Source organism: Anaerovibrio sp. RM50, from assembly GCF_000622005.1.
Lineage (GTDB): Bacteria > Bacillota > Negativicutes > Selenomonadales > Selenomonadaceae > Anaerovibrio.
Genome location: NZ_JHWV01000020.1, coordinates 12,841 through 32,686, shown reverse-complemented (window position 1 = coordinate 32,686; position 19,846 = coordinate 12,841). Strand labels below are relative to the sequence as shown.

General features: G+C 45.4%; 14 protein-coding genes. 1 reads left to right on the top strand and 13 read right to left on the bottom strand.

Features of this window, described 5'->3' with window-relative positions; genetic code table 11:
- Positions 1-24: 24 nt before the first annotated feature.
- The 12 genes from T525_RS0109990 to T525_RS0109930 form a co-directional block, all read right to left on the bottom strand.
- A complete protein-coding gene (locus T525_RS0109990) occupies positions 25-1,404 on the bottom strand; it encodes a TolC family protein (protein ID WP_027407095.1) in 1,380 nt (459 codons plus the stop codon).
- Positions 1,405-1,425: 21 nt separating this feature from the next.
- Positions 1,426-4,194 carry an NHLP bacteriocin export ABC transporter permease/ATPase subunit gene (locus T525_RS14950; protein WP_051533548.1) on the bottom strand — a complete coding sequence of 923 codons (2,769 nt, stop codon included), beginning with the start codon at positions 4,192-4,194 and terminating at the stop codon, positions 1,426-1,428.
- Positions 4,195-4,207: 13 nt separating this feature from the next.
- Positions 4,208-6,436, bottom strand: coding sequence for an NHLP family bacteriocin export ABC transporter peptidase/permease/ATPase subunit (locus T525_RS14945; RefSeq protein ID WP_051533547.1), 2,229 nt, complete (start codon positions 6,434-6,436; stop codon positions 4,208-4,210).
- Positions 6,437-6,446: 10 nt separating this feature from the next.
- The gene (locus T525_RS0109975) at positions 6,447-7,424 is read right to left on the bottom strand and encodes a hypothetical protein (RefSeq protein WP_027407094.1); all 978 of its coding nucleotides are present in this window, start codon (positions 7,422-7,424) and stop codon (positions 6,447-6,449) included.
- 1 nt (position 7,425) lies between these two features.
- Positions 7,426-8,592 (bottom strand): efflux RND transporter periplasmic adaptor subunit, encoded by a 1,167-nt coding sequence (locus T525_RS0109970; protein WP_027407093.1) that lies wholly within the window; start codon positions 8,590-8,592, stop codon positions 7,426-7,428.
- A gap of 352 nt (positions 8,593-8,944) precedes the next feature.
- Positions 8,945-11,038 carry a methyl-accepting chemotaxis protein gene (locus T525_RS0109965; protein WP_027407092.1) on the bottom strand — a complete coding sequence of 698 codons (2,094 nt, stop codon included), beginning with the start codon at positions 11,036-11,038 and terminating at the stop codon, positions 8,945-8,947.
- 196 nt (positions 11,039-11,234) lie between these two features.
- The gene (locus T525_RS0109960; protein ID WP_232219215.1) at positions 11,235-12,149 is read right to left on the bottom strand and encodes a serine O-acetyltransferase; all 915 of its coding nucleotides are present in this window, start codon (positions 12,147-12,149) and stop codon (positions 11,235-11,237) included.
- 30 nt (positions 12,150-12,179) lie between these two features.
- A complete protein-coding gene (locus tag T525_RS0109955) occupies positions 12,180-12,770 on the bottom strand; it encodes a gamma carbonic anhydrase family protein (protein WP_051533546.1) in 591 nt (196 codons plus the stop codon).
- Between the two features lie 76 nt (positions 12,771-12,846).
- On the bottom strand, positions 12,847-14,529 hold the full coding sequence (locus T525_RS0109950; protein ID WP_027407089.1) for a phospho-sugar mutase: 1,683 nt from the start codon (positions 14,527-14,529) through the stop codon (positions 12,847-12,849).
- Between the two features lie 320 nt (positions 14,530-14,849).
- Entirely contained in the window at positions 14,850-15,062 is a 213-nt protein-coding gene (locus tag T525_RS0109940) for a hypothetical protein (protein WP_027407087.1), read from the bottom strand.
- A gap of 34 nt (positions 15,063-15,096) precedes the next feature.
- Complete coding sequence (locus T525_RS0109935) at positions 15,097-15,723, bottom strand: hypothetical protein (protein WP_027407086.1); 627 nt, start codon at positions 15,721-15,723, stop codon at positions 15,097-15,099.
- A 220-nt stretch (positions 15,724-15,943) separates the two neighbouring features.
- Entirely contained in the window at positions 15,944-17,323 is a 1,380-nt protein-coding gene (locus tag T525_RS0109930; RefSeq protein WP_027407085.1) for an S-layer homology domain-containing protein, read from the bottom strand.
- A gap of 310 nt (positions 17,324-17,633) precedes the next feature.
- Here T525_RS0109930 and T525_RS0109925 point away from each other — a divergent pair, with 310 nt between their 5' ends.
- Positions 17,634-18,140, top strand: coding sequence for a pyridoxamine 5'-phosphate oxidase family protein (locus T525_RS0109925; RefSeq protein WP_027407084.1), 507 nt, complete (start codon positions 17,634-17,636; stop codon positions 18,138-18,140).
- Positions 18,141-18,598: 458 nt separating this feature from the next.
- Here the strand turns inward: T525_RS0109925 and coaBC are convergent, their stop codons facing one another.
- Positions 18,599-19,795 (bottom strand): bifunctional phosphopantothenoylcysteine decarboxylase/phosphopantothenate--cysteine ligase CoaBC, encoded by a 1,197-nt coding sequence (coaBC, locus tag T525_RS0109920; protein WP_027407083.1) that lies wholly within the window; start codon positions 19,793-19,795, stop codon positions 18,599-18,601.
- Between the last annotated feature and the right edge of the window lie 51 nt (positions 19,796-19,846).

The following is a 19,846-nucleotide window of genomic DNA, read 5'->3' as shown; positions in this document are numbered from 1 at the left end:
TTCCTCCTATTATAATAATTATTATTAATCAATTTCAGCTAATATCAGTGCCTTGTCAGCTGACAAGCCACCCTGTTCACCTTCAACATAAAGTGGCACATCCAAATCCACCGGTACCCCCATGGCCTTTTCCAGAGTTACCCAATAAAGATTGTAATTATATAGTGCTGTGGAATAATTTGATTTGGCCTGGGTCAGCCGTTCCTGGGCATCCAGCAGATTAAGCAATATATCCACCCCTTCCTCATAACGGACCTGGGCTATGATATAGCTTTCCTCAGCTTGTTTCAGCGCTGCTGCGGCTTCTTTAAGATTTGTTTCTGCTGTTTTCATCCTCATATAAGCACTACGGGTTTCCAGAGTGATATTCTTTTTTACATACTCAGCATCGGACATGGATTGCTGTACCAGGGCATCCGCTTGTGAAACATTGGCGGCGGTGACCCCATTATCAAAAATATTCCATTTAAAACTGATAATTGCAGACAGATTATCATTGGACTCCATGCCGAAGGGCTGCTCACCTGCAATACCTCTCCCTATACTGCCTGAAATTTTGGGACGATATCCGGATTTTGCTGAATTTTTATTGGCATCCGCCACCTTTATGCCGTATTCTGCGGCAATTCCATCAGGACGATGCTCCAGGGCATATTCCTCACATTCAGACATATCCCTTGGATATGGTTCATAAGAAAATACATCTGTTGGTTCCACATCAATATTTTCTTCCAGACCCATTGCATTAACCAAATTGTATTTGGCAATTTCCATATTGCCCTGGGCTGACACCAGATTCTGGCGGTTATTTGCCAGACGAACCTCCATCATGAGAACATCCGACTTTGCCACAGCCCCTTCACTGTACTGATCATTAATAAGTCTTAATTGACTATTGGACATTTCCACAGCCTCCTGGGCAATTCTGGTTACATCCTTTTGATGTAAAAGATTTGCATAGGCATTGGCTGTTTTGTAACGAATAGTCTGTTTTACATTTTCAAGATTCAAATCAGCTTGATTTAAAAGGTAGCGGTTTTTATCCATCTGGCTTTCCAGCTGACCACCAGTATAAATAGGAATTGTCAGGCTCCAGCTATTGGAATAGGAGGTACCATAAAGATAGTTGCCCTGTTTTCGTGCTCTTGTACGATTAAAACCAGATTCCCAGCCTACAGTGGCACCAGTGGAACGACGGACAGAGGATAACCCCCACTTGCTGGCTTCCCTGGCTGACTCTGCTGACTTAATCTGATTATTATTGTTCAGAGCAATATCAATGCTTTCAGCCAAGGAAAGCTTCAAATTTTCTCCCCCAGTATCAATGGGGGGCGGTGATTGTGCTGCAACCTGTCCCATATTGCAGGCTGCCAGAATCACAGCTAAAATAAATGATTTCTTCATATATGGATTCACCCTCTATATTTATGCTATTTGCCTCTTTACCAGGTCGGCAAATATACCACCTTTTTCCACAAGCTCTTCAAAGGTCCCCATTTCCGCAAGACGACCATCATCCATAACGATGATACGATCACAGTTTCTTATGGTGGACAATCGGTGAGCAACAATTATACGGGTGGCCTTCAGCTTATCCAGACTGCGGGTAACAATGGCCTGGGAACGATTATCCAAAGCACTGGTAGCTTCATCAAAAATAAGCACCGATGGTTTTCCCGCCAGAGCACGGGCAATAAGAATTCGCTGACGCTGCCCCCCGGAAATATTGGAGCTGCCCTCACTGATAACCGTCTGCATCCCCATTGGCATTTCCGCAATATCCTCGGCCACACCTGCTGCCTCAGCGGCACTCCAGGCGTCATCCTGGGTCAGATTTCTTGTGCCCACAATGTTTGTAAAGATATCACCGGTCATGAGCTGACCATTTTGCAAAACAACCCCCAGCTGGGAACGGACCGATGGAAGGGACAAATCTGCCAGATTCTGGCCATCATAGGAAACACTGCCCTTTTGTGGTTCTTCGAAGCCAAGCAGCAGGCGAACCAAGGTGCTCTTTCCACTGCCGGATTTGCCAACAATGGCCACATTTTCCCCGGCAGCAACAGAGAAGCTCACATCGTGAAGAACCTCGTCTCCCTTAACTTCCATTGTTCCGCCATTACCATCCGGCACCACCAATGTATAGGCAAAGGACAGATTACCAACTTCCAGGGCCCCGGAGAGATGCCCCGCATCCTGCTTTTCCTCATTGGTTTCCGGAACCTCATTTAATATTGGTCTGAGATTTTCCAGCTGAGGCTGGATAGCATAATATTTGCCAATAAGTCCTATTGCACCACCAATCACACCATTAAAGCTGCTGTATGCAGCGTTAAAGGCGATAAACTTGGCATAAGTGATACCACTTTGAACAGTCCTGCCATCAGGACCTGTTTCATTCAATCCGTACATGGCTATCCAATATAGAATCATGGTAAGAATAAATGGCTGCATGCTGGAAATAATTGAAGTATAGTTATTCTGCCAACGCAGCTTATACCCCCACTGCCAATGCTCACCAAAGGTGGAGGCCCAGAGATTATAGGCCTGTTCCTCGCCCCCCTGGACACGGAATTTTGCAAGGCCCGCAAAAATCTGCTGCACCATACCGGCGGATTTGTTCCCTGCTTCAATTATTTTGCGCTGGAAAAACAATGTGCGGCGCAATACTACGACTACAAAGAGGGAATATATCAGCCAAACCACTATAGCAGCTGCTGTAAGCTTTATGCTGTAATAGCACATGAGGAAAATGCTCCAGAAGGAGAAGATAAAACTCAAAATGGATCCTACAAATTCCCCTGAGGCCAGACTCTTGGCAACGCCGATTCCCGCCATGCGGCTGGCCAGCTCCCCCGCTGTAAAGCGGCGGAAAAATTTGGTAGGCAGCTGCATAAGACGTCCCCACATGGCAGCCTCAGCTGAAATCTCAATGCGGGTTGAAATACGCATTACCGCTATGGAGCGGACGATTCCCAGGGCTGCGGTAGTAAAGCTGGTTACCATCAGGGCCTGGGTTACAGTGGCCAAGCCCTTTCTGTCCAAAATAGGAATAATATCCTGAAAAATGGTTTCAGTAATTATTGGAGTGGCCAAAGGAATACAGCCACCAAATAAACTGCAAAGAATGATGGTCCGATAATCTGCCTTCCAACACTGGCTGAACATGAACTTAATCAAATCCAGAAGCTTCAACTTACGGGAAGGAAAACCGGCATAGCAGGCGAAAGCATCCTTTTCAATGTTTTTTGCTTCCTCATCAGTGATTATAATGCCCTCAGGCCTGTGCCGTGTTACAACGCGATAAAGCTCCGGCTGCTCAGGAATAAAAGCAGCTAATTCCTTTTCACCAGTTTTTTGGGAAGCGTAATAGCCTATTATTACCCCTGTATCCTTTTTATACCATTCATCGGGCAGAGTTATGAGACGCATCTGCATATTGCCCTTTTGCATGAGACGACGTATAAGACCTATATTATCAAGCTTTTTGGCATTTTCTTCTGTAATATTAATGGATTCTGTTGGCATATTTAAGGCCTTGGCCACCTGCTGTACCACAAAGGCTGTATCCATGGTTATTTTCTGGTTTGAGGAGGCTTCCGATTCCCCGGCAAATAAATGCTCTTCACCAAGGAGACTGCGAATGCCGTTTTCCACCAGTAGTTTACGGGCCTTTTCCCGCCTTTGGATCCGCCTTGATAATCTGGTATCCTCAGCCCCAAATCTCATGCCCAAAAACATGGACAGAACCTCTTCATGGTCCTGCAGCTCTGAAATAACCTGTTCACGGCTGTCCATATTTTTAAAAATATCGCCGTGAAGCCAGGCCTGGAGCATATCATCTCCCTTGTCAGCCTTAAGGCGCAGCCAGGAGATTTCCATAAGACGGGCAAACCAGTGCTGGGCCACCTTGGCCAGCTCACTGGCTTCAACTTCATCAAAAGCCATCTCTGCCAGCTCAGAATCTTCCAAAGCATATAACTGGATGTTTATCTCATCAAATTCGTCAAGGGCCGGAAATATTCCCTCTCCCTCCTGAACCTTAATGAGATAATTTTGCCTGAAGGACAGCTCATCATCCCCGTCCTTTGTGACAGCATACACCTCCACAGAGCCGGACATGACCTTCATTAAAGTTTTATTGTCATACAGCTGGAGGCGCTGGCCTGATAATAGCGTATGTGATTTTATCATTGGCTATGCCCCCTTACTGCTCCACAATTTCCATTTCTTCATGTTCACGTTCCTCTATAAGGTGTCTATATGGTCCGTCGTGCTTCATCATCTCACGATGAAGGCCTCTTTCCACGATTTTTCCATAGGACAGTACAATGATTTCATCACAATCCCTGATGGTAGAAAGACGATGGGCTACTATAATACATGTGCAGCCACGATGACGGATATTTTCCAATACTGTTTTTTCCGTTATAGGATCAAGGGCACTGGTGGCTTCATCCAAGATCAAAATTGATGGATTAAGGGCCAAAGCCCTGGCAATTTCCAGACGTTGCCGCTGACCTCCGGAGAAGTTCATACCGCCCTCTGATACTACGGCCTCATAACCGCCATTTAGCTTCATGATGTCTTCATGAATGCAGGCATCCTTTGCCGCCTGAATAATTTCACTTTTGTGTACCGTGCTGTCAAAGAGGGAAATATTTTCTGCCACAGTACCACTTATGAGGAATATATCCTGATCCACTGCAGCCAGAGAACTTAGTATAACCTTGCGTGGCAGCTTTCTTCGCGGCACTCCGTCAAAGGACAGGGTGCCTCCCCATTCCTCATAAAGCCCCGTAATTATCTTGGCAATGGTGGATTTGCCGCTGCCAGAGGCTCCCACTACTGCAATCCAGTTACCAGGTCGGGCATGAAGGTTAAAATCTGAAATGAGAGGCTTCTCCAATGGACTGTACCCAAAGCTGATATTTTCCATTCGGAGATCTCCTGAAAGTCTTTCCCGTGAATAGGACTGCTTCCTTTCTTCCTCCTCTGAAGGGAAATTCAGGCTGTCCACTTCATAACAGCGCACATCATTTAAGCGCTGCATCTGCATTTCAGTATGCTGTAGGGTAGAGCCCAGAGATACCAATGCATTTACTGGTGCCGTGAAGGAACCCATCAAATGCTGAAACGCCATAAACATACCGGCAGTCATGGCTCCCTCCATAATGGAGAAACCACCTATGGTCATAATCAGGGCTCCATTTACACCTGCTAATAAGGTAGGCAATATAGTAACTGATAATGACCAAAGAGCTGTTTCCTGGGAGGCAGTCAAAACCTTGGTCTGATAGCCGGCCCATTTAGTGAAGAAATCCGACTCATCACCATTGGCCTTAATGGTTTCAATCATCCGAAGGCCATTCATGGCAACGCCGTAGGCCTTCCCCGCATCCTGCTGAATGCGCATATTCAAATCAGTAAGGTGACGCCGCATGGCAAAAAACAGTATTATTTCCACTGAGGTAAATGACACACCAATAAGAGTAAGGGTTACGTTGTACTGTAAAAGCAAGAGCAGATAGAAAATAGCTACAAATAAGTCCAATAAAGCTGTAGCCGCCGGGCCAGATAAAACACCGGCAATTGACTCGTTAAAGGCTACACGGCCTGCCACCTCTGCCGCATATCTTTGATGGAAAAACTGCATGGGCAGCTTAAGCAGATGCCAAAAATATCTTGATGAATCCGACAAGGTGAGCTTTCGCTGCCACAAGGTCAACACCACAGAACGAAGCCATGTGATAACACCTGACACTATAAAGGAAAGGGTCATGGCGATACAGAAATTCGTCATCCATTCCGGATGCTTCTTTGTCAGAATATCATCAAGAAATATCTGGGACATAACAGGGCTGGCCAATCCCGGGATAATGGCACACATTTCCAAAATCAGAATGAAGACCATGGCCCAACGGTCCTCCATTAATTTATAGAACATATCTTTGTAAACATTGTAGCGATGTCCTTCCTTTTGGAAATGCTCATTTGGAACAATGTGGAGAGATACCCCCGTATAGGAAGTACGAAATTCATCTATGGGAACCGTTCTTCGGCCCATGGCAGGATCATTAAGATAGGCCTTGCCATCCTTTATTCCTTCCAAAACCACAAAATGATTAAATTCCCAATGAATTATCAATGGATATACATTTTCTGTTTCCAACTTCAAAATATCATTGGTGGTCCAGCGATAGCCATCTGCCTTACAGTTCCTGTTTCTTGCGGCCCTTATAACGCAGCTGGCTTTTGAGCCATCACGGTTTACACCGCATTCCGCCCTCAGCTTCTCCAAGGGAATCCATAGCCCATAGTGGGCGAGAATCATGGCCAGAGCTGCAGCACCACATTCTGTAGCCTCCATCTGGAGAATAGTTGGTACTTTAACCCGTTGGTGACTGTTGGAAAAGAACTCTTTAATTTTTTCCATTAACATAAAATCACCTGTTTCTCAGCCACTGGCTCAAACGATAAAATACTTTTTCAATAGGAGGGCGGCGCTCAATAATAATTGTGCCGGTGCAAAAGCTTCCGGCGGTAACTGGCTTGTGCTCACCCACAGAGGAGGTCCACAGATACCCCGACTCGGAGCCGGGATCCTTTACCAAATCAAAGGTTACCTCCATTACGGCCCCCTGCTGGGCCTGAAGAATACTCTGAACCAGCTGCTCATTGCCCAATGAGGTCTGCATTGTCTGTGCGGATACAGGATATTGGGATACAGATCGCACTGTGCCCAGAAGATATCCGCTCTGGGAAATATCAACTCCTCCGGGAGCGAGCTGAATTGTCTGGCCCGGCTTCACGCTTTTGCCCTTATTTACGGACACATATACAATTCCGCTCAGTTCGTTTCGTCCATCTTCATTTCTTACATTGATAATAGGAGAGCCAGTGCCAATAACTGCACCTTCCTCAACCATTACCTCATCCACTGTGCCGCTGTATGCGGAATAAATATATTCTGCTGCTTCCTTCTGATAGCGGCGGGAATCAAATTCGTGTACTTTATTTGAGGCATCACGGTTGCTGGAGGCCAATTCAGGGCTGTACTGGGCCATACGTGTTGCCGCTGTTTCCTGGGGCAGCTCCAGATGGGCCACCATGGACCCCTTTTTTATTTTCTCACCGGAATGTACATAAATCTTGTCTATCTTTCCTCCCGCCATGGCAGACACCTTTGAAATACCGGAGGAATCCATAATAAGGCCCAGGCCCTCTGCTTTAACAGTAAATGAGCCAAAAATTGACCATATTACCACGGCCACCATCATAAGGGCTACCGCCGCAAGTCCCATCCAGCCAATAGGGCTGGTAATTGGAAGCACCGTGTCCAGCTTTTCCGGGGAACGAAGCTTGTCCAAAGCCTCTTTACTGAAAAATTCCTTTTTTTCATTATTAAGATCCTTTTCAGCCATTTTACTCCCCTCCCTTTGTCACGGCATCTACCTTGGTTCCTTCAGTGAGATTGCCAACATTGCCTGTTACAACAGTGTCGCCCTCTGAAAGTCCTGATAATATCTCAATGTATTCTCCGTCATCACAACCGCAGACAACAGCCCGGGAATGAATAATACCTTCCTCATCCACCACATATACCTTGTTATTGGATTTATCCACTATGGCATCCAATGACACAGTAAGGCAACGGTACTTATTATATGTGTGCATGGTAACTCCGGTATATGTCATAGGCTCAAGCAATCTCACACGGTTGTCTACTGCCCACACAGTTCGTCTGATGGCAGCGGGCTCAGAAAGTGGCGGTACGATTTCCTCCAGAACGCCGATTATTTCTGTATCTCCCCCCAAATTGCCGGCACCATAATCAGTTCCATAGGCCTTGCCCATGGACCAATGCTCAGGGAATCTCAGATATACCCTGTCCCCAACATTGAAATGATTAACTTCACTGTCCTTAAGATTTACAGAAAAATTAAGAAAATCAAAATTCCCCACCAATGCCACAGGAGTTCCCGCCTGGACATAGGAGCCTGTCTGCTGGTACATCAGGAGCACATCCCCGTCAACAGGAGCCTTGACACTAAGCCAGCCCTGCTGTACATAGAGCTGCTCCCTCTGGGCCTCTGCCTCCTGCAGAGCTTCCCTGGCTGCCAGATACTGTGCTTCAGCTGCTTCATATTTTTCCTTTGAGGTGGCTTCTTTAGCCATAAGACGGCCCTGACGCTGGTAAGCGCTGTAGGCCTGGGCCAACTGGGCATCAGCACGGCTGACGGCGCTGGTAGCCTGCTGGATTTTCAGAGGAATTTGCTCGTTAATAAGGGTCAGCAGAACATCTCCCTTATGTACAGGAGTATTTTTTTCCACCAGCCAGTTAGTAATACGGCCATCTGTAAGGGCTATGGCATCAGCCATATTATTTGAGCTAAAGCGCACTGATGGAAGGGAAACCTTGGGATGTATATCCCTATATTCAGCCTTGGAGGTAGACAGCTGTAAAACTCTGTTGTCCATTCTGTTGGCTATCTGATTTTCATCGCTGTAATTCAGCCAGGCACCATACCCTACCAAACCAAGGGCCAGTATCATAATAACGGCTATACCTATATAAAAATACCTTTTCATGATTTTATATCCTTTCCACCTACAGCAGTCTTTTTTTCCATATAAAAAGCGCCCACTTTATTTTTTTAGAGTAAAAGTGAGCACAAAGACTCCCCGTGATTTTTCGCAACAAAACTAGGATACCCACCTCTGGTAGACATCCGTATTATCATTATAGGATTAATATATGGTGAATTGCAAATTTGTTTTTTCATAATAAGTCCTCAAATAAACACAGCTTCACTTAATTTACAGTTCTACAAAAAATTAATAAATCCTTTAAAACACAAAAAAAGCAGCAAATTAACACTGCTTTTCTTGTAATTTTTTTGCCAAAAGGCTGGTCCGAAGACCAGCCCTTCACAATCAAATATTATTTGTTCAGCCTAAAATGACTGACAGTTTCCCGGAGATTATCTGCAATGGATGACTGTTGCTGACTAATAGTGCTGACATCCTTTACGGATTCAGAGAAATCACTGATGGAACCGGAAATCTCCACGGACAGATCTGCCGTTTCCTGGGCGGAGGTGGCAATTTGCAGCATAGCCTTGCTGACCTCCTGCATGGTTTCATTAACATGCTTACTGGTTTCAGCAATCTTCTGGGAAACATTTCGGAATGCTTCAGCATCGGTGCCGTATTGTTCAGCAACACTAACAAATTCAACGTACTGCGGAGCCACTGTTTCATTAAGGAAACCTAAAATATCATTGGCATCCCTGGAAAGCCCCGCAAAGGCCCCCTGAACCGTGGTGATGTTCTGCTGGATTTCATCAACGGTATCAGCAGTATCCTTGGCCAATTTACCAATTTCCATAGCTACAACAGAGAAGCCACGACCCGATTCGCCGGCACGGGCTGCTTCAATTGATGCATTCAATGATAACAGATTGATTTGCTTGGCAATATTGGAAATGGCTTCAGCCATGGTACCAATCTGTTCCACGGTCTTGGCCTTTTCTATGGAAGCCGCCAGCTTGGAGCTGAATTCCTTGGCCAGCTTTTCTGCTGAGTGGCTTGCCGCAGTGGATTGGGTTTCCACGGTTTTGGCCCTGGAGCTTATTTCCTCCGCCTGTTTCAAGCCGCTTTCGGCCTCCTCAAACAATCCGTCTACAGCTGCAGATACATTTTCCACAGAGGAATTAACCTCCTGGGTAGCCGCGCTGGCATTCATCATAGCCTCATTAATGGAATTCATTTTCTGCTGTATTATCTCCATGCCCTGGGTCAGTTTACGGGCTGAAGACTCCAAGGTGCTGCTGGATTCATTCATACTGCTGGAATGGTCGTGAATAGTATGAAGTACCTTCTTGGTCTGGCGGAACATGCGGTTAATGGCATTTCCAAGACGGCCGATTTCATCGTTGGCCTTGGCAACAGCCTCAGGACGGGTATAATTACCTTCAGCCAAATCCTCGGCAAATTTCTGATCCACACCAATGCGTACAGCATAAGCGGAAATGGTGCGATAGGCCATAAGCATCAACAGGCACAGTACCACAAGGGCGATACCGCACAGCATCATAATCAGATGATTTGCTTCGGCATACAATTCAGACTTGGATATAATAACACCTAAATGCCAATTTATATCAGGTATAGTCTGATAATAAACAAACATGGTGTCGCCACTTTCATCCTCAAACTGGGTCTGGCCGCTTTCCGAAGCCACCATTTCCTTCATGGCTGCTGCCATGGAAGAATTGGCCTCCTCAGTAGCATTGGTTTCCCCATCCAGCTTATCCTCAGATGGGCCGGCAATATATATGCCGCTTTCAGAAACCAGTATTGCATGGCCCTTACCACCGATGTTAATGCTGTTAACCATTTCGGAAATGGCTGCCAGGGAAATATCCACAGTGGCAGTACCTACAAACTTGCTGGCATCACCCTCAGAATAAAGAGGTGAAGAATAGGTTACCATCATTATTTTGGCGGAAGAATCATAATATGGCTCCGTAAGGGCTGCCTCCCCATGACCGGCCTTCTTGCCCAGCTGGTACCAGTCAGTAGGAACGTATTCGCCGCTTTCCTTTACATAATCATAAGAAACCTTCAAAGCATTGCCATCCCTGAAAGTAAATGGACAAACAAATTGCTGCTCAGGATTATAAGCAAATGGCTCAAACCATACGCCACCACCATTGGCCATTTCTTCATCTTGTAAAGTTTTTATAATGTCATCGGCCAGTTCTTCCTGGGATTCCTTCAGATAATCATACTCCAGGCTGCCTGCCATAAAGGTGGTGACCATTTCCATTTTGCTTATCCGTTCATGGATATCTGCGGCATTGGCCTTAATAGTCTGGGTGGCAGTGTCCTCGGTAAGCTTGGCAATGTTATTATAACTGTTATAACCTGCCAGACATGTAATCAGCATAAGGCCTATGATTATAGGCGGCAACAGTGAAAGGCACATCTTCAGCTTAACGCTCCGGAAGCCTTCCTTGAACTCATCAGCCATGGTACTCACTCCTTTATTGTTAAAAATAATTTAATTTAACATATTTATATTCTTCTATTCATATTCTACATTAAAATATTTTTTCCTCTACAATATAGAGAAAAAGCCAAAAAGAGTCCTTCTAAATAATTTTGAGAAGGACTCCCTTAGTTTTCTCAGTGTGCAGGCGAATAAGTCTACATTTCCTTCATAAATGTTAATTTTGATTGTCGGGAATAATCTGCAAATCTCCCTTGCCGTTGCTTACCCGCATGCCGGGAGCCACGGAGCTGGTAATAAAGCAGTTACCGCTGATGATACAGCCGTCCCCGATAACCGTTTCGCCACCGAGAATGGAGGCGTTGGAATAAATGGTAACATCGTTGCCAATAGTAGGGTGGCGGCGTTTGCCACGGAGGCTCTGGCCCCCTCTGGTGGAAAGTCCCCCCAGGGTAACCCCCTGATAGAGCTTTACCCTGTCCCCGATAACGGTGGTTTCACCTATAACAACGCCAGTGCCATGATCAATGAAGAAATATTCCCCGATCTGGGCACCTGGGTGAATGTCAACCCCTGTACGGCTGTGGGCATGCTCCGTCATAATCCGGGGAATCATTGGAACCTCCAGCTTGTACAGCACATGGGCCAAACGATTGACCATAATGGCGTAAAAGCCGGGATAGGAGAAGATTATCTCATCAAAGCTGGTGGCAGCCGGATCCCCGTCATAGCCCGCCTGAATATCCTTTTTTAGAAGCTGGCGGATTTCCGGAAGGGTATCCACAAATATTCCCACTATGGCTTCGGCATGATCCCTTCTCACATCATCATTTTTGTTGCTGTACTCCGGATGCTGCTGGAGAGAGACCATCACCTGATTGGTGAGACAATTAACCACATTGGAAAGTCTGGTACCCATTTCATATTTCAATGAATATGTGCCAGGAGTCTTCTCATTGGCGAAATGGGCGGGGAAAAGAATTGCCACAAGATTGTCCAGAATGCCGATAATGGCGTCCCTGTCCAGCTGCAAATGCTCAAAGAGCTTGCTGGCGGAATGGGATTCCACCACATCTGCGAAAATATCCTCCGTAACACCCTGTATCTTTTCCTCCATTATTGCCATTGCCATGAAAAACCTCTCCAAACCCTATACTTATTTTTAAACTATCTTGGAACCGTCGTAAACCTCGCCGCCCACATCCGGTCCCAAGCCATATTTTTCAGCCCACTCGGACTTGTATTTTACAGCCTGGGCATGAATTGCCTTGAAGCCGTTCTCGTCAAGGGTCTTCTTCACCTTGGCAGGACAGCCTACAACAAGGGAATTAGGCGGGATAATGGTGCCCTTTGTAACCAATGCACCTGCGCCAACTATGGAGCCACGGCCAATAACGGCACCATCAAGAATAGTGGCACCCATACCAATAAGACAATAATCCTCAACGGTGCAGGCGTGCAGGGTAACGCTGTGACCTACGGTTACATAATCCCCCACGATACATGCGTAATCATCGGCAACGTGGAGACAGGAATTATCCTGAATATTGCTGTAGCGGCCTACAACAACCCTGTTTACATCACCACGGAGCGTGGAATTCGGCCAAACACTGGCGTATTCCTTTAACTCCACATCACCTACCAGGGTAGCTGTGCTGAAGGAATATGCCTTTTTGTCAATAACTGGATATCTTCCGTCAAACTCATATATATAATGCTTGGCATCCTGCTCACGAATCTTAATGTACTCCATTTCTCTTACACCTCATTCATAAAACGAAACACAAATTTCTTATAAGTATACTGCTTTTGTAGGTTTTTATCAACAATTAATTAAACAATGGTTTGCATGCAGCAGACAGCTTTTCCTTCTTGGCCTGGGCCTCAGCCAGATCCTTGCCAAGTGTTGTAAAGTATGCCTTGATTTTTGGCTCTGTGCCTGATGGTCTCACCACAATGGTGGCTCCGTCCTCCAGGGTATAGATAAGCACATTGGCAGCAGGAAGGCCAGTCTCCTCAGTTTTCTTATAATCCACAGCCTTGGTAACCTTCAGACCTGCAAATTCAGCTGGTGGGTTGTCACGGAGACCCTGCATAATGCCGGCCATCTTGTCCATGCCGCTGAGACCAGGGAACTCAAAGCTGTCAATCTTGTTGTAATAACGGCCATACTTGGCATAGATTTCCTCAAGGCGGGCCTTGATGCTGGAGCCTATGCTTCTGTAGTACGCAGCCATTTCGCAGATAAGCATGGAGGCCACTACAGCATCCTTGTCGCGTACGTAGGAGCCGGATAGATAACCATAGCTTTCCTCAAAGCCGAAGATGAAGCGCTCCTCCTGGCCTGCTTCCTCCAGATGGAGAATCTGGTCACCGATCCACTTAAAGCCAGTCAGCACCTTGCGAAGCTCAACGCCGTAGTTCTTGGCCACAGCATCAGCCAGCGGTGTGGATACAAGGGACATTACAGCCACAGGATCCTTTGGCATGGTGCCCTTTTCAATGCGGCCCGCACAAATATAGTCAAGGAGCAGAACCCCCATTTCATTGCCGGAAACCAGCTCGTAGGAGCCGTCTGGGCACTTCATGGCTATACCCACGCGGTCTGCATCAGGGTCTGTGGCCAGCATAAGATCAGCATCGCACTTTTCAGCCAGCTTAAGACCAGCCTCCAAAGCCTCATAAATCTCAGGGTTTGGATAGCTGCAGGTGGTGAAATAGCCATTTGGATACTCCTGCTCAGGAACAATAGTAATATCACTGATGCCAATGTCCTTCAGCACCTGGGTTACTGGCACCAGACCAGAGCCGTTTAATGGGCTGTAAACCAGCTTGAGGCCAGAGGTCTTAGCAAGGCCCGGACGGACCTGTCTGGACTCAATTGCGTCATAGAAAGCCTTCTTGCAGGTATCATCCACAAAACGGATAAGGCCATCCTCCACACCCTGGGCAAAGGACATGGTCTTGGCCCCGGTGAGCACGTCGGTCTTCTGAATCTCATCGTAAACAATGGCTGCAGCATCGTCAGTCATCTGACAGCCGTCAGGACCATAAGCCTTGTAGCCGTTGTACTTGGAAGGATTATGGGAAGCTGTTACCATAATGCCCGCATTGCACTTGTAATATCTGGTAGCAAAGGAAAGTGCAGGCACCGGCATGGCGGCATCGTAAATCCGAACCTTGATGCCATTGGCTGCCAGAACTCCTGCGGCAGTTTTGGAGAATACATCACTCTTAAGGCGGGTATCAAAGCTGATGGCCACAGTCTGGCTGCCCCCCTGCTTCTTGACCCAGTTGGCCAGGCCCTGGGTGGCCTGTCTTACCACATAGATATTCATGCGGTTAGTGCCGGCTCCCAGCACACCACGAAGTCCTGCAGTACCAAATTTCAATGATACGGCAAAGCGGTCCTTGATTTCCTCATCATTATCCTGAACTTTTGCCAGTTCAGGATACAGATCGCAGTCCTCAAGGTCAAAGGAAAGCCAGCGCTTATATTCATTCTGATACATAAATAGCCCCTCCATTTATAAAAAATTACTTTATTCTATACACTTCGATAAAAAACTGCCAAAATCCTTTATTTATCTGTAAAAAAAGTGTTTTTATCCCAAATAGGTCAGCCCCAGCATGGTAATATCGTCGGAGATTAGGAAGGTTATTTATACTACGTTTGTTGAGTTGTCTAAAATTACAGCTAAGAAAAATGCTGGAACCGGTTTCAACCAATTCCAGCAAAAATATGAAGTATATAGTTTTTATTGCCATAGAAGACTCTATTTACAGAGATTTTTTCACAGGCTCCATCTAAGCGTTTTTTGATGGATTAAAATTACTTAATCATACTTTCAGTAGGGTCACCGATAATAGTAGGGTCTTTTTCACCCAGCTTTGGGCTAGGAACCTTGCCATCATTATTTGGCTTCTTGATCTTGATATCAATGTCTTTAGGAGTTAAGATATCCAAATCTCCCTGAGCAATGTTCCCGGCGTTGCCGCCTGATACCTTATCCATCTCGTCAATGTTCATCTTCTTGTTTTCCATTTGAAATTCCTCCTTTTTTGTCCTTGCTGTTTATTTACTTCTTGTTCATATTAGCCGCACCGTGAACGGCATTTGCAATATCAATAGCACCGCCGGCTATAACAATAGCACCAGCTCCTGCACCGACTCCGGTGGCACACATTGCTGTACCGATGGCCACAGCTGCCACACCGCTAACTGTGTTTACTACGAGCTTTGCTCTCTTTCTGGCATTTTCACTAATTGGAACCTTATCCAACACACAGTTAACGCCTTTACCGACAAATCCAAATACAGCACTGAGTGGAACTCCGCCAGCAACCTTATCCAGTTCCTCATCGGTGAGCTTATTAGGATCCTTCTCCACGAATACCTTCTCATGGAAGTTCTTCAGGAAAAGATTTGCATAAACAGTGCGGAACTCATCAAACTCTGCCTTGGTATATTTGCCTGGAACAGCAGCAGTAGCAGCTTCGTAAGACTTATCGGTATCATAGACATTCATAACTGCATCAAACAGCTCTGCGTCCTCGCTGAGTTTATCAGCCAGCTTCTTAATGTCATCATTCTGAAAAGCCTTTTCCACACGATCTTCCGGCATATCCTGAATGCACTTTAGTAACTTCTCACCATCAATAGCTTCCTGAATAACCTGAATCTTGTCATTGTTTAACACTGTCATAATAAACGCCTCCCTTTATTGTGTGTTTTTTATTGTTTCTTGTCCTTTATATCCATGAGATGATAAAAGTGTTATCTATTTTTTTATTTTTCTACAAAAAATTTGGTTTTCCTGCAAAAATAGAGCAATTCATAAAGTCCCGTTATTCTCAGCAAAATCCTAATCCAGAGCATTGAGCGTTGTTTATTCTTGTCCTTATACCTGCAACATTTTTCACTCGTTAAAAAAACATTTCCAACCGTGCCAGCACAGATTTCATGCGCCGGTGGGATGTAATGGAGCTGCCCCAAAAGTAACTGGCCACCAAACCTACATTTTTCTCCAGTGCCCATGATCCGCCGATTTCCCAGCCCCGTTCTCCCCAGTTGGCAATGCCCATGTCGTCATCGTACATGTCATCAATATTACTGCTGGCGGGTATTACGGAAGAAATATACCCGTAATTACTGTAAGCCAAATATGCTTCCCACTCGCCCTTTTTACTGGCTTTACGATAGTTTCCATAAGAAAGCTCCACCTCCCAGGAGTAATCCTGCATATTTCCAAAACTTTCAATCACATCCGGGTCCTTGCTGTAATAGGCCTTGGCATAGGCTCCCGTCAGTACACATTTGGGAGAGAAGCGATAACCTAGATTTACAGAACCAATGTTAACGCCAGCTTTGCTTTCGTTTTCCATATCAGTAATAAAATTATAAGCCTTGGAGCGTAGATGGTAATAACCCAAACCGCCAAAAAATTTTTTATTTGTCTTGTATTGAAGATTTACTCCAAAAATGGTGGCGGGATCACGAGCCATAGCCCGCACTTCCGCTGCCTCCTTGGTCATCCCCATTGTTCTCAGTTCCCTGGAATATCCCATACCGACGCGGTAGACGCCAGTTTTGGACATATTCAACCTTCCTCCCAGAAGCAACACCTTCCAACTTTTACCGGTCTGCACCGTGAATCCAGTAAAAGAGCTTTCCAGGACAATGCCGTTCTCATTGGTAGAAAGAGGTACTTTGCCTAACCGAATAACAGTGTTTCCATATTTTCCTTCTGCCCATACACGGTTCATACGAACTGTGCCTGCAGAATTACGGTTTATATTCAAAGACATATCCAAGCGGCCATTGACCTTCCAGTGCTTGTTAATTTTGGCAGTAGGCTCCATGCGAAAAGAAAAAATTGATTTTTCTCTGGTTCTTCTTCCTTCTGTTTGGTCACTTGTAAATAGATAATTTGCCCTCCCCTTCCATTTTACGGCATCAACATTTTTTTCCAGTTCCTTGACCCGCACACCTAAATCTTTCAGTTCCTCTTGAAATTCAGCACATAGACGGTCAATCAAATCCTTGTCCCTTTTATCAGTTGCACAAGCCATAGCTCTTGCTGTAATTTGTGCCATTTCGTAGCGAGTAATATTACGGTCTCCTCGGTAACTATTGTCACCGAAGCCCAGGACAATACCGCGTGAATGCAATTCCTGCAAAACATCGTAAGACCAATGATCTGCAGGAACATCCCGAAAATGATTGGCTGCCTCTGCTCTGCAAAAGGGAAAAAGGCAGAGCAGATATATAACAAATACACTTTTCATGGCAATCTGAAAATTCATGACTGTGATTCCCTCCAATAGTGGAGCTCTGCCCTGGCAATCGCCATTTCCTTATTAATCTCGTTATATCCATGAGAGGATAAAAGTATTATCTCTTTTTTTATTTTTCCACAAAAAATTTGGTTTTCCTGCAAAAACAGAGCCTACTCATTGAGATATGCTCCATTTTCATTGACACAAAATTATATTTGGTTATATGATTTTGCATGAGCCTGTTACAGCATTACAGGGAGTATGCGTTGCTTTTATTATTTGCGGTATAACTGGTCTAAAAATATTGTCATAAAAATATCTGAATGGAGTGATTATTATGTTTCGGGAAATGAGAAGAAAAAACCAGCAGTTATCTGCTGACGAATGTATATCCATATTGGAAAAATCCACATCAGGGGTGCTAGCCGTATCTGGTGATGATGATTACCCTTATGCAGTGCCACTTTCCTTTGCTTATGCTGACAATAAATTGTATTTTCATGTTGCCAAAAGCGGCCATAAGCTGGATGCCCTGCACCGAAATCCGAAGGCTTCATTTTGCGTAATAAATCAAGATAACATAGTACCAGCGGAATATACTACATATTTTCGCAGTGTAATTGCTTTTGGCACTGTTCGGATAGTGGAGGATAACACCGCTCTGGAAAAGCGCCTGGCATTGGACATGCTTGCGGATAAATACTGCCCACAGGAATCAAGTGAAAGCAGGGAAAACGAGATTGGAAAACTTATGTCAGCTCTTTATGTGTTGGTAATGGATATTGAACATTTAACGGGCAAAGAGGCCAAAGAACTGGCAGCTATGCGACATCCAACAAAGTAAAAGGAACACTCGTAAAAGCAGACCAGATGTCTGCACCTTGTCCAGCTTCATGTTTCCAATGGCATTGATGCAGATATCCAGTATTCCCCTGTAGATAACCGTGTGGATAAAACCTGTTTTTTCAGTGGATAACCCCAGAATCTATGTGGATAGCACAAGAATCCATGTGGATTATTGCTTTTGATATGATAATTGCGATTAATATTATAACGCCATTGTTCAAATTTTTCTTCTTTAGAAGAAAAATCTTCCAATTAGCGTTTCAACGAGCTGGGAGATATTCTCACCAGCTGTTGTAGTTTGTTTTCCCCCACCTAAAGAGGAAGGGGACATCTTAAAGCTCGTTATAATTGCTATCACTATTATTTTATTTCATCAAATATTGCACTTTTCCTGCAAAAAAAGCAATATACAGACCGAAGTCCATATATTGCTTCAATTATTGCGTTAAAATATATTTAATTTTTCATATGAAGAATTTTGGTGAGAAGCTCATCCGCCAGCTTGTGCTTGGTCATAATAGGCAGCTCCTCCATGGTGCCGTTCTTATAAAGGAGCTTCACCACATTGGTATCCGTATTGAAGCCTGCATCCTTCCGGGACACATCGTTGGCCACAATCATATCCAGATTTTTCTTTTCCAGCTTGGCCTTGGCGTTTTCCAGAAGATTCTGGGTCTCGGCAGCAAAGCCAACCAAAATCTGGCCGCCTCTCTTTTTCTCCCCCAGCTCCTTTAAAATATCAGGATTCTTTTTAAGGACGAGGGTGATCTCATCCTCATTTTTCTTTATCTTCTGGTCTGCCACGTCACGGACATGATAATCCGCCACTGCAGCGGCCTTGATAATCAGATCAGCTTCAGAGAAACGCTCCAGCACAGCCTCACGCATTTCCTCCGCAGATTCCACGCTGATAAATTCAACGCCCTCAGGAGGTGTAAGCGCTGACGGGCCGGACACCAATATTACCTCGGCACCACGTTTTTTGGCTGCCTCAGCAATGGCATAGCCCATCTTGCCGCTGGAACGGTTGCCAATATACCTTACGGGATCGATTGGCTCGTGGGTGCCTGCTGCTGTCACCAAAACCTTTATGCCCAGCATATCCGCCGCAAAGGCCATGGTGAAGCGCACAAAGTCAACAATATCAGCAGGTTCAGGCATACGCCCTACTCCCTCCACGCCACAGGCCAGATGCCCGGACTCAGGAGGTATGAAATTCCAGCCATTTTCAATGAGAACATCGAGGTTTCTCTGGGTCAGCTGGTTATCGTACATATTGCTGTTCATGGCAGGAGCAAAGAATATAGGCGCCTTGGTGGCCAGCAATGTGGTGGTCAGCATATCATCAGCCATGCCCATTGCGCATTTGACAATAAAATTGGCAGTAGCAGGAGCCACAATAACCAGATCCGCCAGATTGGCCAGGGCAATATGCTCCACATTATGATTGGTTACCTCACCCCACATGGTAGTGGTTACAGGATTCCCCGTAATCTCCCTAAATGTCAGGGGGGTAACGAAATTCTGGGCACCGCGGGTCATAATAACATGAACTGAGGCACCGGCTTTACGGAGTCTGCTGGCCAGCTCTACGGATTTGTAGGCTGCAATGCCGCCAGTAACTCCCAGTAATACATTCTTTCCCTTCAGCATAGCTTTATCCCCTAATTATTTGGTAATATTGCATTATTTGGCAATTTTGCT